Source organism: uncultured Anaerococcus sp. (genome assembly GCF_963512375.1).
In the GTDB taxonomy this organism is placed as follows: domain Bacteria; phylum Bacillota; class Clostridia; order Tissierellales; family Peptoniphilaceae; genus Anaerococcus.
The window spans coordinates 23,602-38,444 of the sequence record NZ_CAUPMI010000022.1 but is presented as its reverse complement, the minus strand read 5'-3'; the positions used below and the strand labels follow the sequence as shown (position 1 = coordinate 38,444).

Annotated in this window: 14 protein-coding genes; 8 read left to right on the top strand and 6 right to left on the bottom strand. The window is 36.5% G+C overall.

Going from position 1 to position 14,843, the window contains the following annotated elements:
- The first annotated feature begins 2,170 nt into the window (after positions 1 to 2,170).
- The 7 genes from RRB46_RS09045 (at position 2,171) to RRB46_RS09015 (ending at position 8,079) form a co-directional block, all read left to right on the top strand.
- Complete coding sequence (locus tag RRB46_RS09045; RefSeq protein ID WP_311538272.1) at positions 2,171 to 2,416, top strand: hypothetical protein; 246 nt, start codon at positions 2,171 to 2,173, stop codon at positions 2,414 to 2,416.
- 226 nt (positions 2,417 to 2,642) lie between these two features.
- A complete protein-coding gene (locus RRB46_RS09040; RefSeq protein WP_296127435.1) occupies positions 2,643 to 2,921 on the top strand; it encodes a hypothetical protein in 279 nt (92 codons plus the stop codon).
- A 49-nt stretch (positions 2,922 to 2,970) separates the two neighbouring features.
- Positions 2,971 to 3,180, top strand: a complete 210-nt coding sequence (locus tag RRB46_RS09035; RefSeq protein ID WP_296127437.1) for a type II toxin-antitoxin system RelE/ParE family toxin — start codon at positions 2,971 to 2,973, stop codon at positions 3,178 to 3,180.
- 781 nt (positions 3,181 to 3,961) lie between these two features.
- On the top strand, positions 3,962 to 4,363 hold the full coding sequence (locus tag RRB46_RS09030; protein ID WP_311538271.1) for a DUF2752 domain-containing protein: 402 nt from the start codon (positions 3,962 to 3,964) through the stop codon (positions 4,361 to 4,363).
- Between the two features lie 11 nt (positions 4,364 to 4,374).
- A complete protein-coding gene (locus RRB46_RS09025; RefSeq protein ID WP_311538270.1) occupies positions 4,375 to 4,947 on the top strand; it encodes a zinc-ribbon domain-containing protein in 573 nt (190 codons plus the stop codon).
- Complete coding sequence (locus tag RRB46_RS09020) at positions 4,947 to 5,888, top strand: DUF4234 domain-containing protein (RefSeq protein WP_311538269.1); 942 nt, start codon at positions 4,947 to 4,949, stop codon at positions 5,886 to 5,888. The genes RRB46_RS09025 and RRB46_RS09020 overlap by 1 nt, the downstream gene beginning before the upstream one ends.
- Positions 5,889 to 6,018: 130 nt before the next feature.
- Positions 6,019 to 8,079, top strand: coding sequence for a glutamine synthetase III (locus RRB46_RS09015; RefSeq protein ID WP_311538268.1), 2,061 nt, complete (start codon positions 6,019 to 6,021; stop codon positions 8,077 to 8,079).
- Positions 8,080 to 8,113: 34 nt separating this feature from the next.
- Here RRB46_RS09015 and brnQ read toward each other — a convergent pair whose 3' ends face one another.
- The 6 genes from brnQ to RRB46_RS08985 all read right to left on the bottom strand — a co-directional run bounded on the left by brnQ (position 8,114) and on the right by RRB46_RS08985 (position 14,232).
- Positions 8,114 to 9,421: a branched-chain amino acid transport system II carrier protein gene (gene brnQ / locus RRB46_RS09010; protein WP_311538267.1), complete on the bottom strand. Its 1,308-nt coding sequence runs from the start codon at positions 9,419 to 9,421 to the stop codon at positions 8,114 to 8,116.
- Between the two features lie 771 nt (positions 9,422 to 10,192).
- Positions 10,193 to 11,413: a diphosphate--fructose-6-phosphate 1-phosphotransferase gene (locus RRB46_RS09005; RefSeq protein WP_311538266.1), complete on the bottom strand. Its 1,221-nt coding sequence runs from the start codon at positions 11,411 to 11,413 to the stop codon at positions 10,193 to 10,195.
- Complete coding sequence (locus RRB46_RS09000) at positions 11,414 to 12,226, bottom strand: Cof-type HAD-IIB family hydrolase (protein WP_311538265.1); 813 nt, start codon at positions 12,224 to 12,226, stop codon at positions 11,414 to 11,416.
- Positions 12,227 to 12,244: 18 nt separating this feature from the next.
- On the bottom strand, positions 12,245 to 13,051 hold the full coding sequence (locus RRB46_RS08995) for a Cof-type HAD-IIB family hydrolase (protein ID WP_311538263.1): 807 nt from the start codon (positions 13,049 to 13,051) through the stop codon (positions 12,245 to 12,247).
- A gap of 1 nt (position 13,052) precedes the next feature.
- Positions 13,053 to 13,538, bottom strand: coding sequence for a PTS glucose transporter subunit IIA (locus RRB46_RS08990; protein WP_311538261.1), 486 nt, complete (start codon positions 13,536 to 13,538; stop codon positions 13,053 to 13,055).
- A 124-nt stretch (positions 13,539 to 13,662) separates the two neighbouring features.
- Complete coding sequence (locus RRB46_RS08985; protein WP_311538260.1) at positions 13,663 to 14,232, bottom strand: DUF3783 domain-containing protein; 570 nt, start codon at positions 14,230 to 14,232, stop codon at positions 13,663 to 13,665.
- A 106-nt stretch (positions 14,233 to 14,338) separates the two neighbouring features.
- On the opposite strand from RRB46_RS08985, the gene RRB46_RS08980 reads away from it, so the two are divergent.
- On the top strand, positions 14,339 to 14,830 hold the full coding sequence (locus RRB46_RS08980) for a hypothetical protein (protein WP_296127457.1): 492 nt from the start codon (positions 14,339 to 14,341) through the stop codon (positions 14,828 to 14,830).
- Positions 14,831 to 14,843 lie beyond the last annotated feature (13 nt).

Here is a 14,843-nt window from a genome sequence, read left to right as displayed (position 1 = left end):
TAAATTACAAGATTAATTATTTTTTGATTTTTTCTTGACATTTGATAGCTGGTCTCTCATGCTAATGAGAGCGATGATAACATTTATATTATACTTCAGCTATGTAGAAATTAATAATATATATTTTGCAAGGTAGGAAATCTTAGGAATCAAGTGAAGAATATTACTATAGTAAACTTCGTAGCTTAGAAAAAGTCCCATGCTGTTGAAGCTTAAGTAAAAACAAAATAACAAAACTTATTGGTCAGTACGTACAATAAGAAAACAAGAATTAAGAGGAGAAAAAAATCTCCTCTTTTTCTTACCTAATTCACATTAATTTAAGTTATTTAAATAAGTTTTTTCAGTCCACACCCATTGATAATAATCTTTACAAATAGATATAGCTATGACCATAGTTTAAAAGAACCTGGGGATTGGCTTATATAATTTTTGTAGGAAGGTAGCTAATGCCGATGTAGATACAGAACCCTTTATATAGAAAACCATGAGTTCTCTCACTTCGTTCGAGAAGGGAGTGTTATGCTGTAAGTATTACCGATGTATGTATATTTCCCTTTATATATATGCTGGTGATGTCCTCCACGTGCCGGACGGGCTGGCCTCCAGGATCCGACGGGCTTGTATCACGTTCGTTCGAGAAGGGTGCGTGCTGTTTATGTATTGGCTATGTTGGGATATTTCTATTTCTTACCTCTATTTACATATAAATAGCATATTAAAACAACTAATAGCTAGTCCACACCCGTTGATAATAATAATCTTTATAAATATAATTACACTTAATCAAAGACTTATGATCAAAAGTGTAGGAATCTATTAGATAGAAATTTAGAATATTGAAGTAACACAAAATCATGGTAAAGTAGGAATAAGTAAAAATAAACTATAAGACAAAGACCCACAGAAGAACTGGTATTGGTTAACTAGTATTCATCGCACCATGTCTAGGTATCCTAAAGCCGACGGCACCTCATCAAGCCGGTGGGGCTGGCCCTTCTTGAGCGGTGCTTGTCTCCACGAGCCGCGGGGGCTGTCCTCTACGAGTCGGACGGGCTAGTTTTCATACAAAAGAACCCAAGCTACAGCTTAATTAATAAAAATTAATTAAATAAAACCTTATTGGTCAGTACGTACAATAAGCAAACAAGAATTAAGAGGAGATAAATTTCTCCTCTTTTTCTTATCTAATTCACAGTAATTTAAGGTATTTAAATAAGTTTTAGTCAGTCCACACCCATTGATAATAATAATCTTTACAAATAGATATAAACTTAATCAATGTCTTAGGATCAAAAGTGTAGAGTTCTATGAGATAGATATTTAAATCATTGAATTAACATAAATCATGGTAAAGTAAGAATGAGTTAAAATAAAATATAAGGTAAAGACCCAGATAACAGCTGGCATCGGTTCTCTAGTATTCATTCCATCTGGTCTATCAATCAAACACGGGTGTCTAAAAGCTTAGGATTGTATCATTAATACGGTATAAAAATCTCAAATATATGCTTAGCAAGTTCAAGTAGATTGAATTTTAAGGATTTTAAGGTATTATAATAATAACCATGATATCACAAATTAAAGGAATGGTTTCGACCAATAAAAAGACGAGCGGCAGGCTCGTCTTTTTATACTATAGGCTAGTTATCATTTTAAAATCAAGCTTCGCTTGACCACTTCGTGGAGAGTCTTCTACGAGCCAGACAGGCTTGCCTTATCTAGCCATTTACAAATATAGTGACCACTCCTTAATTAGCCGGAGGGGCTTGCTAGTTGTTGCGATAGACACAATGATATCACAAATTACTCGCATGATTTCACCTCCTCTCATGCTAATGAGACTGATGATAACACTCTTACTATACTTCATTTAATGGGAAAATAGTACCTAATATATTTGATTTCTGAAAGAAATATATTGCAATGTCAATTAGAATATGATCCACAGTTACTATTGAAAATTGGTCCACATATAATAAAAGTGACCAAATTAGCTCCTTCCCTTAGGGGAGGGACATTTTATATATATTATTAATAGCAAGAATAGGAAAATAACCTAGGTTGTGAATAGTTTAGGTTTATATCCGATGGGGCCACAAAGCACGATATTCTAAACACCTTTAGTTCTGGCCAAACATCTGCCTTTGTTATCTCATTTATGCTTGCTATGAATAAATTCTACGCAGGCGATGATGATCAATTAGGATTCTTATTGATTTATGACCCAGTGCAAACTATGGATGATATAAATATGGCTTCTCTTGTGGAACTTCTAAGAAATGAATTTGATGATAAGCAGATAATTCTTTCTACCCATGAGCTTGAAAAAGAGAATTATATTTTGTATAAGTTTTATAAATATGGGAAAATTGGACAATCTTTTAATGTGAAGGGTGAGCTTTATAGTTGCTGAGAGTAATGGAGTAGATATTGAAGCTTAATTAGAAATAACTATAAAAACTTAGTAGCTATTAATCTTTGCAATCATGTTTGTTTAGTTATTAAATGGTTTATTTTTTGATAGAACCATGCTAATAAATTGGTATTATGTGAATATATTATTATGATTTTTCTTGAATACTAATATAATAGGTGTATAGTGTGTATAAACATATCGTGTATATTTTTAGGGGGTACTTATGGAGACCGTAAGAAAAAATATTACTTTATCTAGAAATCAAGCAGAGGAAATAGAAAGATTTACTAGATTAAATGGTTTGTCATTTTCAGAGTTTTTAAGAGATGCGGCTATTAAGGAAATAAGAAGGAGAAATGATCAAGATTTACTCGATTATTTGAGAGAAAATACTGACTTTGTTTCTGATTTAGAACAAAAAGAGATCGATAAATTAAATTTAGATGATTTTAAAGAAGAAGACTTTAGAGAATTAAGTATCGATGAAATCTTACGAGGTTAAATATCATAAAAAAGCTATAAAATTTATGAAAAAACATAAGGAATACGGTTTGAGATTTTATAAGGCTTTTGATGAATTAAAGGAAAATTATCCAATAAATATTAATAAATATGATATAAGAAAAATACAAGGAGAAAAGAAAAATTATTTGTTTAGGCTCAGAATAGGCGATTATAGAGCTATTTTTGAATTGAAAAATAATGAAATAAATATAATATATGTTTTGCTTATAGATACTAGGGGAGATGTATATAAGTAGAGCTCTTAATGCATGAGTCCAATTTAATACTTTGTTTAAAACTCTTGTTTGGGGAAAAGAATAACTAATCAGGAGTTTTTTATTTTTTGAATAGTTTATATGATGGATACCAGAAATCTGTTGTAAATGTCAACTATAAAAATGGTACATAGTTATTATAGAAAAGTGGTCCACTTATAGTGAAAAATTGATCAAATATCAATTTCCCCTAGGGGAATGGCAGTTTGCATATATCATTGTAAGTGATTATGTATAGTGAGAAGAGGAGAAAATTCTCTTCTTTTTCTTACTTTTATTCATATTATTATACAATGTTACATGAACTAACAACTAGTCCAAACCCATTGATAATAATAATCTTTATAAATTGATGCGTATATGAATTACAGTATAAAAATAATCTGAGGGGTGAATTATATATTATTTGTAGGAATATAGTTAATGCCGATGTAGGGACAGATCCCTTTATAGACAAAACCATGAGGTCCTCTTAGAGCCGGACGGGGTCTCAACGAGGCGACGGCCTAGTCTCCTCACATACGTTCGAGAAGGGAGTTGTGTAGATTTACTAGGCTTTTGTTCATAGTGTAGCTTTTCATCTTGGCGGTTCTAATAGGATAGTCTCATTGAGCCGACGGGCTGGTCTCTGTCATACATGGGGCTTTTGCTGATTATTTTTCATTTTTATTTATTACTGGTATTTTCCAACAAATTATAGTATTTCAAGCAATTTTGTGATATAATGTTTATATATCATATATTATGTTAAGAAAGGAAAGCGATGAAGAATAAAACTAGGGATTTATTATTTTTTGTTATAGCTATTATAATTTTTTATGCTTTACTTTTTTCTCTTGGTTTTACCTGTCCTATCAAGGCTGTGACTGGGATTTCTTGTCCAGGTTGTGGGATGACTAGGGCTTATCTTTCCCTACTTAGGCTAAGGCCTGATTTGGCTTTTTCCTACCATCCGCTCTTTCCTATTCCAGCTATTTTCTTACTTGCTTATATTTTTAGAAAGCACTTATCTGAAAAATTTAAGAAAATTGGGATGATTCTTGTCCTTGTTTTATTTTTTCTGGTCTACCTAGTAAGAATGGCTGATCCTAGTGATGATATTGTTGTTTGTAGGCCTAAGGATTCTATAATTTATAGGGCTTATGAGTATGTTATCAAAAAATAAAAGGAGTTATGATGTTTTGTAAAAATTGTGGGGCTGAGATTAAGCAGGGGGCTAATTTCTGTACCCAATGCGGGAGCCCAATTGACAAGGAGAAAATTCGAAGGGAAAATCCTTTGCTAAATTTAGACCTTGATGAAAAAAAGGAAGAACTTGCCGAAAAATTTGAAGATTTTAGGGATGATTTCGAAGATAAGCTAGAAGAAGTTGGCGAAAAAATCGAGGATTCTACAGAAGAATTTAGGCAAAAGGCCAAGGATAAGGCTTATGAGGCCTCTGATAGGCTTGAAGATATCGTTGATGATATCAGGGATGATTATCAGGCTGATAAGGATTTCTTTGCAGGGTCTAAAGATGAGGTTAGACAGCCGATTGATTATCTTGAAGATGAAGAGAGAGTTAATCCAGCTAATTTTGCTGGTCAAAATGTAAATACAAGCCAGCATGAGGCTAGTATTGAGCTTAAGCCAAGCGGACTTGTCAAGGCCGTTTCCCTTTTTGGAATGGGAGCGACAGCTGTTGGTGCTATAATTTTTGTCGTTGACCTAATTAGGTTACTTGTTTTTGCTATAGGAGGTATTTTCTAATGTTAGGCTTAGGATTTATTATTTCAATGATTTTTAATATTTTGGCCAATGTCCTTTCTATAGTTTCTGTAGTGTTTTTTGCCTATAGTTTGTTTACAGTGGCTAGAGGCTGGAATAAGACTGATAACCAAGACCTTTTCAACCTTACTGTCATAAGCGGTGGATTTTTGATCCTTGTTAGGATTTTCGACCTAATTATTAGAAAGGCTACTTCTTATGGATTTTTCTTTAGACCTGTTTTAAGCCTATTACTTGTATTTTTGGCTATCTTGGTGCCTGTACTTATCTATGTTCTAGCCAAATCAGCTGGGGATGTAATCTATGAAGATGGGTATTTTAACAAGCTTAGCGATACTGAATTCTTAAAAGCAGAGCTTGCTGCAGCCTTTGGTCTCTTTATGGGTGCTATTGGAAATATAGGTTCTAAAGTTTCTAAAAATGCTGAAGCTAAGAGAGAGAAGAATGCTTACAAGGCTAATAATCAGACAGCTAATGATTACAATGCCTATAAATATACACAAGATGCGGGAGATTTTCACGGAATGCTTAAGGAAAATAGATCATTACTATTATATATATTATTAAATATTGTTACATGCGGATTATATAGTTTCTATTTTGTCCACACTGTATCTAAAGATGTAAATATCGCCTGTGCAGGTGATGGAGAAAATACTGCTGGTTTGTTAAAATATATTATTTTATCGGTCCTAACTTGTGGTATTTACAGTATCTATTGGGATTATGCCCTAGCTAATAGGACTGCTGCCAATGGTCACAGATATGGCTACCATATCCAAGAAAATGGTTCGACTGTTCTTTTATGGATGCTTTTAGGATGGTGGATATGCGGACTTGGTTATTTTGTAGCTAGAAATATAACTATCAAAAATGTAAACTCAGTTTGTAGGGGTTACAACAACCAAAATCCAATATATTAAAATTTAAAGGTCTTGTTTGTGATTTATAATCATGAGCAGGGCTTTTTTTATATTTGCATTTATTTATAATTTTTCTTTACGCAGGTATAATGAAAAAGTAAATTTGTTAAAGAAAATTAGGAGTTATGTTTTGAAAAAATTTGGAAATATGGCCTTTGACAAGAAGACTATGAAGGAAAATGTGCCTTATCCAGTTTATCTAAAGTGGAAAGAGGCTGCAAGGGGCAATGCCAATCTTGACAGGGAGACTGCTGATTCTATAGCCCATGCCATGAAGGCCTGGGCAATATCTAAGGGAGCGACCTCCTACACCCATTGGTTTCAACCCCTAAATGGCAAGACAGCTACAAAGAAGACCGCCTTTTTGAATAGGGATGATAAGCATAATCCAATTTATAGGTTTTCTGGTAAGGAGCTGATCAAGGGAGAGCCTGATGCTTCATCTTTTCCATCTGGGGGCATGCGTTCAACTTTTGAGGCTAGGGGATATACATATTGGGATTTGACAGCTAATTCCTTTATTCTGGATAAGGTCTTATACATACCATCGGTTTTCGTTTCCTTTTATGGGGAAAAGCTAGATAAGAAGCTGCCCCTAATCGAGTCAATGAATATGGTAAGCTGTGAAGCTGCTAGGATTTGCAATCTTTTCCTAAAGGATGAAAAGACCTACAGGGTCAAGCCAAAGCTGGGCCTTGAGCAGGAATTTTATCTGATAGATAAGAAATATTTTGATAAGAGGATTGATCTTGAATATTCAGGTATGACCCTAATTGGGTCTGAGCCAATGGTTGAAAAAGAGCTTGTTTCTCATTATTTGGGGGCTATTCCTCAAAGGGTCAATGATTTTTATGAAGATGTAAATAGCCAGCTTTACGACCTAGGTATCTATATGGAAGCTGAACACAATGAGGTGGGACCTAATCAATTTGAGATAGCGATAATGTTTGAAAATGCCAATATTTCTGTGGATAATAATCAGCTTTTGATGTATATTTTGGAAAAAACTGCCCTCAAGCACGACTTGGTTTGTCTTTTAAAGGAGAAGCCTTTTAAGAATATGGCAGGATCAGGCAAGCACAATAATTATTCCCTTGCCACAAATTATGGGAAAAACCTATTTTCTCCAGGCAAGGACCCAAAAAACAACATGACCTTTCTCTTATTTTTGGCAGCTATGATAGAAGTATGCAACCAGCATCAAAAGCTAATTAGGATAGCCTCATCATCTGTCACCAACGACTACAGGTTAGGCGGCGATGAGGCCCCACCAGCCATACTTTCTGTCTTTGTGGGCCTTGACTTAGAGGAAATCCTAAAGGCTATAGCCAGGGGAGATTTTGAGGGCCAAGTCCCATCCAACAAGGTCAAAATCCCTCATCTAGGAGAGCTAAAAACCGATTCATCCGACAGAAATAGGACCTCGCCAATAGCCTTTACCGGCAATAAATTTGAATTTAGGATGCTGGGATCGTCCAAGTCTGCAGCAGACCTAAATACAGTCTTAAATATAGCCATGGCTGAAGCCCTCAAGAAAATCGCCGATAGGCTAGAAAAGGTCGACCAAGAATTGCGAAAAGAAGAGGCTTATGCCATAATCAGGGAAATATATGAAGCTAATAAGAGGATTTTATTCCAGGGTGATGGCTATTCACAAGAATGGAAAAAAGAAGCTAGTGACCGTGGCCTTGATAATTATCCAAGCTTCCTAGAAGCTCTAAAGGCTGCCAAGGAAGATGGGGCCTACGATCTATTTGAAAGGGCGGGAATCTTTACAGGCAAGGAAATTGAATCAATAATTAATGTCGAATTTGAAGATGTGATTAATTTCTTCTCTTCTCAGCTAGAGATTTTAAATAATATGATTCAACAAGAAATCCTCCCATCTGCCATGAGGGAAATCAAGGAAATTAGGGATTACCTGGCCTTTGTGGACAATGACAGGCTTAAGGCAAGGGCTAATAAGATTAACGAAGAAGTCGGTGACCTTCTAGATTATAGCGAAAAAATCCTTCAAATCCTAGAAAAAACTGAATCTATAAAAGATAGAGAAGACAAGGCTTTTTATTTGCAAAATCAAACAAGGAGCCTAGCAGAAAAGATAAGAGAAATCTCAGATTGCCTGGAAAAACTAATATCAAGAGAAAATTACTCCATGCCAAATTATGTGGACATGCTAAAATCCTTATAAAAAAGGCGAGCAAAATGCTCGTCTTTTTAAGTATTTACTCATAGGTCACTTTCTTGCCTAGGCCAAGCCTTCCTAAGATTATGCCAAGGATGAAGCATATTAGGGAAGGGATGAACCAGGTGAAGCCGAAGTTTGCTAAAGGTAGGCTTTTTATAAGGTCTACAAGGCCTATGAGTCCGAATTTTTTGCCAAAAGTTTCTATGACAGCTGTTATTATTACCGCTGTAACCATGAGGATGTAGGCCATGTTGTAAGGAACTTTTTTGTCAAAAATCATATAAAAGGCCAGGCAAATTATGATCGGATAGCCGATATTTAGGACAGGGGCGGCAAGATTTATTATAGCATCCACACCTAAAGATGAGATGAGAAAGCTTGCTAGGGTTACAAAGATTGCTGTATAAAGGTATTTTATCTTGCCATTTGTTAAGTTTTCGATAAAATTACCAGCTGATGAGGTAAGGCCAATGGCTGTAGTGAGGCAGGCCAAGCTTACTGAAATGCTTATAGCTAATTTGCCGAAATTTCCTAGGACCATGTATACTAGTTTTATTAGGATTTCTACACGGGAGTCGGCTTGGGAGAAAATTCCACTAGCACTTGCCCCTAGATAGGTTAGGCCTCCGTAGACTAGGGCTAGAAAGACTGAAGCCACACAGCCTACAGCTATGATAAAAGACATTTTTTCCTTTTGATTAGTCTTGCCATAGCCCTTCCTTATCATGTCTGTTACGACAATACCAGTAAAAAGCGGAGAGGCAAAGGCATCGATTGTTTGGTAACCCTCGTAGAATCCTTTGACGAAAAATCCATCCTTAACATCGCTAGGAACCGCTGCTCCTATTGGGCTAATAATAGCCTTTACTATTAGTACAAATAGGAAAAATAGGAGGAAGGGTGTTATGTATTTGCCAATGATGTTTACAACGCTGCTTTCCCTAAAGGAAAGGATAAAGGTGATGGCAAAAAATCCCAAGGTCACTATCCAAATAGGTAGGTTTGGGAAAAAGGTCTTAAAGCCTACCTCATAGGTTGTGGCTGCTGTCCTAGGGATGGCAAAGGCAGGGCCAATGCAGATGATAGATGCTATGGTTAAAATATTAGAAAAGTTGGGTCCTACTCGCTTACCGATATCAACAGCTCGCCCTCCGGCAAAGGCTGTCATGATGACTGCGAAGATCGGAATTACAGGGTCTGCTAGCAAAAATCCGACCATGGTGGAAGCCCATCCATCTCCAGTAATGACACCCAAATAGGGTGGAAAAATTAAATTGCCCGCACCAAAAAATATAGCGAAGAGGGCAAGTCCGCTAATAAGTATGTCTTTATTTTTCTTGTTCAAAATTGTCTCCTTGTAATTAATTCAGAAAATTATTATACCTTAGCTTTTAAAAATTCAAAAAAATGTTTATTTTTTAATTATTGGGGGATATAGATTTATTAGTATCTTGAAAATCAGGATATACATGATATAATAATTCTAAGAGATGCATAAACTCTTCCCACAAAAAATGCCCTTAAGCAAAGCTTGAGGAATAAGATATGTTACTATTCTCTATGAGAATCAAAAAGGCAGTAGTTCGCACCTACTGCCTTTTTGCTTTACTTGTTTTTGCTTTTATTAGTATATAAATTAATAAAATAGTTATTATAGAAGATTTTTGTTTCGAGCTAAAGCCCGACCACTCCGTGGAGAGTCCTCCTAGAGCCGGACGGGCTTGCTCCTTATCTCGAGCTTGTCGAGAGATCTATTAGTTCTGCTTGTCTACTGGATTTACTATGAACAACTATTAGCTTAGCTTATTTTCTCTTTTTGTAAATTTATGGATTGTCGTTCTTAGTTTGTTGTTGACTACTTAGTGTTTCTAATAGGCATCTCCACGTTGGTCGATGCAAGGGATTTGGTGGGCCTTTAAGCTTGTTTCCTGGAGCCGACGGGCTTGTCGCTACGCTCGACCACTCCGTGGAGGGTCCTCTATGAGCCGGACGGGCTTGGCTTTGCTTCTCTCAACTTCGCTCTAGATGAAGTTTGCAAGGTGTCTTTATTCTAGATGGTTTTATAATTTTTTATAGCAAAAACTCCTACAGCTTTAAGCCATAGGAGTTTGCTTTTTTATTTTATAAAATTTTCTTTCTCAATAAAGACTGGCATGCCGTCTTGGTAGGTCTGGGCTATTTCTCCTTGGATTAGTGGGAGGCAATAGTTTATCATTTTTTCTTCTAGGATTTTTTTATCTCCTAGCCAATCTACTGGAATCATCATTTCTCTGTTGGCTATTTCTGATGGTTTGACTTCGGTATAGGTGACTTGGTAAGTGTCTTTATTTTCTCTTTTTAGGACTGGGACTAGGTTGGTGTGGTCTATTCCTAGCTCTGTTGCCCTATAGCCTAGTTTGTAGGCTTCTTCTGCATCAGTCTTGCTTATTAGGGTGTTGGTCCTTTGGACTGTGTTTAGCTCAATTGCCCTGGATTTGACTTCTAGCCTTTCTCTAACCATGGTGGCTAGTCTTTCGCCTACTCCTGCCACTACTGGGTGGTTGAAGCCGTCCTTACTATTTGAAAATACTTCTTCGCTTAGCTTATCCTCTAGGTCCCTAAAGCCTTCAGCTAAGGCCACTATGAGGTTGCTTTCAGTCTTTAGTGCCTCTTTTATATCATCAAAGATATCATCTAAATATTTCTCATCTTCTGGTATATAGAGGAGGTTGACCTGGTCTTTTTTGGCCTTGTGGTTGGCTACAAGAGAGCTTGCTGCAAGCCAGCCTGCGTGGCGACCCATGATTTCCACAAAGGTCACGCTTTCTAGGTCATAGATATCGACATCTGTTCTGATTGTCCTGATTGTGGATGATATGTATTTGGCAGCTGATCCGTATCCTGGTGAGTGGTCCATGCCCATTAGGTCGTTATCTATTGTCTTAGGGCATCCTATTACATGGATGTCTTCGATTTTCTTATCAGCCATATATTTATTTAGCTTACTAACTGTATCCATGGAGTCGTTGCCACCAATATAGATAAAGAGGTCGATGGCATTTTTCTTTAGGACTTCAAAGATTTTACCATAGTCTGGGTGGTCTAGGTCATCTGATAATTTATACCTGCAAGAGCCAAGGATAGATGATGGCCTGGCCATAAGTTTTTTGCCGCAATTGTCCTTGGCAAATATTTCCTGGTCGACCTCATCTATATGTTCTTTGAGGATGCCTTCGATGCCGTTATTTGATAGGTAGATATGGTTAAAATCATTGTCTATGGCAGCTTCAATGGCACCTGCAAGAGATGAGTTTATTACTGATGTTGGTCCACCGGATTGGGCTATAATTAAATTCATTTATATCTCCTTAAATAAATATTCTTCTAGGTAGGCAGCTATCCCATCTTCGTCATTTGATAGGGTGATGTGGTCGGCGATTTCCTTGATATGATCTACTGCATTGCCCATGGCAACCCTTGTTCCGCCTATTTCAAACATGGTTACATCGTTCATTTCATCACCAAAGATTAGGATGTCATCTGTGTCTATGCCTAGGATTTTACAAGCTTCTAGGACTGAATTACCTTTTGATAGGCCAAGGGGCATGACTTCGTGGTAAAACCTCAATGATTGGACTTGGTAAGTCCTATCGCCAAATTTATCTATTAATTTTTGGCGAGGCTCGTCAATTTTATCAGGGTCTGCTGCAAAGAGGAACTTATTTGGTTCAAAATCAATGGTCTCTCTGATTGTTTTATCTTCCTTAAGAGGGACTCCTAGGTTCTCGGATTCCCAAGATGGATAATACTTGCTAGCATCATCTGTTATTATGTAATCTCCCTTTGGCACCATTAGCTCCAAGTCGAGATTTTTGGAAAATTCTAGGATTTCTTTGGCAAGACTTAAGTCCATTGGGTGGTTGGCTAGGATTTTCTTATCCTTATAATCATAGAGCATACCGCCATTAAAGGATGAGATAAGGCCGCCAAATTCGTCAAATTTGAGAGCTTTGGCTAGGGCATAAATCCCAGATGTAGGCCTGCCTGAGGCTATCATGACCTTGTGGCCTTCCTTACTTGCCCTGATTAGGGCCTTTTTTGTTCTTTCTGTAATTTGACTATTGCTATTTACAAGTGTCCCGTCAACATCAACTACTATTAGATTTGTCATTTTCTTCCTTTCTTTTCCTTACAAAATATTCTCTTCTAAATATAGGGCAATGCCGTCATCATCATTTGTCGGGCAAATATCATCGGCAAGATTTTTGATATAGTCACTAGCATTTGCCATGGCAATTCCAGTGCCTGCCATCTCTATCATGGTTTCATCGTTGATTTCATCGCCGAAGGCTAGGGTATCCTTGTGGTCAATTCCATAAAAGTCTGCTATTTCTAAAAGGCTCCTGCCCTTGTGAATGCCAACTGGCATGCAGTCTAGAAATTGGGGCATGGAATGGATTGGGTTTACCTTACCCTTAAATTTTTCTTCAAAATCGGACTTTACCTTTTCAATTAGACTAGGCTGTGCCGAAAATAAAAGTTTGTTTAGGTCAAAATCAAGCTTATCTACTAAATCTTCTATGATTTCTACTTCTAGCTTGTTTTTCTTTGAGAGAAAGTCTAGGTCGTAGGCGTCATCTTTTTCTGCAAGGATTTTATTATCGTGATAAATTAAATAATCAAGGCCAAGGCTTTTGCCATAGGCAATCATTTCTTTTACGACTTCTCTTGGTATGGTGTGGTTTATGATTGGCTTATCTTTGGCAAGGTCAAAGACTAGGGCGCCATTTGAGCTTGCCACAAGGCCGCCTTCATGCCTATCAAAAAGCTCTCTAGCGACCTTGATCGATCCGTAAAAGTCCCTGCCAGTGATGATTACAACCTTATGGCCGGCGTCAAGGACTTTTTCTATGCTTTCTTTATTTTTCTTGCTTATGGTATTTGTGCTTGTTAGTAGGGTCCCGTCTAGGTCTACTGCAATTAATTTTTTAGTCATATTATAGGCTAAAGAGCTCATCTCCTACTTCTACTTTATCAATTTCTACAATCTTTACATTTTTAATTGTTGGATTTGTTATAACTACTGGGGATTCAAGGCTATAGCCAGCTTCTTTTAGAGAAGCAAGGTCAAACTCTATAAGGAGGTCGCCTTTTTTGACCTCTTGGCCAGATTTTACATGGGCCTTAAAGCCTTTGCCTTCAAGCTCTACTGTTCCAATTCCCACATGGACTAGGACTTGAATTCCTCTTTTAGTTTCAACCCCAACAGCGTGCTTGCCGTGGGCAACCATTGTCACCTTGCCATCGCATGGGGCATAGACCTTGCCCTCATCGGCTATAATTAGGGCACCAGGGCCTACGATTTGTTCAGAAAAAATCAGGTCACGGCAATTTTTTATATCTGTAATTTGTCCCTTGATTGGGGCATAAAATATCTTGTCTTCTTTGGTAAATATGTTTTTGATATCGTCAATTATTGACATTAGCTCACCTCTTTTTATGTATGCAAAACTGTCTTTTAATCACTATACCACAAAAGAAGTCTTTGTTATCTTAATATGTATAAGTTAAAAAACTAGCAAATAAAAATTCGCTAGTTTTAAATAATTATTTATTTTCGTTTTCTACCCTTATATTTTCATCTAATAATTTTAGGTAGTAGTCTTTCGCCTTATCTATGCTAAAGATGGATGAATCCTTGAAAAAGGCCTTGATTTCATCGATTAGGGCCTTGGTTTTGGCATCTTCACCATATTTTTCCTTAAGGTCTGAGGCCTTTTCTAATTGGCCATTTATCTTGTGTATTAGGCCCATGGTTCTTGCTTCTCTGTCATTTTCTATTAAAAGTTCTCTTAGGGACCATTTGATATTATTTTCTGTAAGACCTGCCTTGTGTTGTACATTGACCTGATTATTTCTAAGGGCATCGATTACATCAAACATCTTTTGATTGTCAAAATTAGAAAAGAGGATGAAGTCAAAGTCGATATTTGCTTCTTCATCTATTACTTCCTTTTTGCTTTCATCAAAGCCCTCAAGGCCTAAAAGGTAGCCAACTAGGTGGTCTACTTCCTTTTCGTCTACTTCTATTATATTTACATCGTGAGAGTCACATATTGCTTTAAATTTATCAAAATCACTATTTAAGTGGGATTTGTAGTATAAAATATCTGCCATTTTTTCCTCATTTCTTTTATTAAATATATATAAATTATACTAATCATAAAATTTTGTTCAAATTCCAAAAAATGGGTATAAATTATTTAAGAACCTAGGAGGCTATATGACTGAAAGAGTAATAAATTTAGAAAAAAAACTAGTTAAGACTGATAAAATTTTAAGAAAGGCGCGACAGACTAGGGCTATTGTGATTAAAAGCCTACAGTCTATTGACAATAAATATGATTTTTCTGCAAGCTCTTGGCTTAGGGGCAATTTCCTCGGCAATTTTATAAGGGGATCAAAGATTGATAAGATGAATAAAAATATCGACAGGGTCCAAAAGTCTATGCTTAAACTTGAGGCTGACCTTATGGTTTATGATATTGATAATGACACAAATCTTGCAGGATTTCTAAGACTCCCATCAAAGATGAGCGAATCGGGAAAGGTGACTAATAAATTTACCGATATTGGCCTTAGGGCTTCGATGAGATTTAGGCAATTTGATGTGGTTGTAAGCCTTAGAAATTTGGAAACTCTTATAAAAAGGCTTGAAGAAATTAGACATGAACTTAAAAATGACCTTAAAGGATCTATGGGTTATTTGGGATAAAAAATGACTAGGC

Coding starts and splice junctions, on each gene's coding strand:
- RRB46_RS09020 (WP_311538269.1), top strand. CDS start 4,947: ATGTTAGGCTTAGGATTTATTATTTCAATGATTTTTAATATTTTGGCC.
- RRB46_RS09030 (WP_311538271.1), top strand. CDS start 3,962: ATGAAGAATAAAACTAGGGATTTATTATTTTTTGTTATAGCTATTATA.
- RRB46_RS09025 (WP_311538270.1), top strand. CDS start 4,375: ATGTTTTGTAAAAATTGTGGGGCTGAGATTAAGCAGGGGGCTAATTTC.
- RRB46_RS08980 (WP_296127457.1), top strand. CDS start 14,339: ATGACTGAAAGAGTAATAAATTTAGAAAAAAAACTAGTTAAGACTGAT.
- RRB46_RS08995 (WP_311538263.1), bottom strand. CDS start 13,051: ATGACTAAAAAATTAATTGCAGTAGACCTAGACGGGACCCTACTAACA.
- RRB46_RS08990 (WP_311538261.1), bottom strand. CDS start 13,538: ATGTCAATAATTGACGATATCAAAAACATATTTACCAAAGAAGACAAG.
- RRB46_RS09000 (WP_311538265.1), bottom strand. CDS start 12,226: ATGACAAATCTAATAGTAGTTGATGTTGACGGGACACTTGTAAATAGC.
- RRB46_RS09045 (WP_311538272.1), top strand. CDS start 2,171: ATGAATAAATTCTACGCAGGCGATGATGATCAATTAGGATTCTTATTG.
- RRB46_RS09005 (WP_311538266.1), bottom strand. CDS start 11,413: ATGAATTTAATTATAGCCCAATCCGGTGGACCAACATCAGTAATAAAC.
- RRB46_RS08985 (WP_311538260.1), bottom strand. CDS start 14,232: ATGGCAGATATTTTATACTACAAATCCCACTTAAATAGTGATTTTGAT.
- RRB46_RS09040 (WP_296127435.1), top strand. CDS start 2,643: ATGGAGACCGTAAGAAAAAATATTACTTTATCTAGAAATCAAGCAGAG.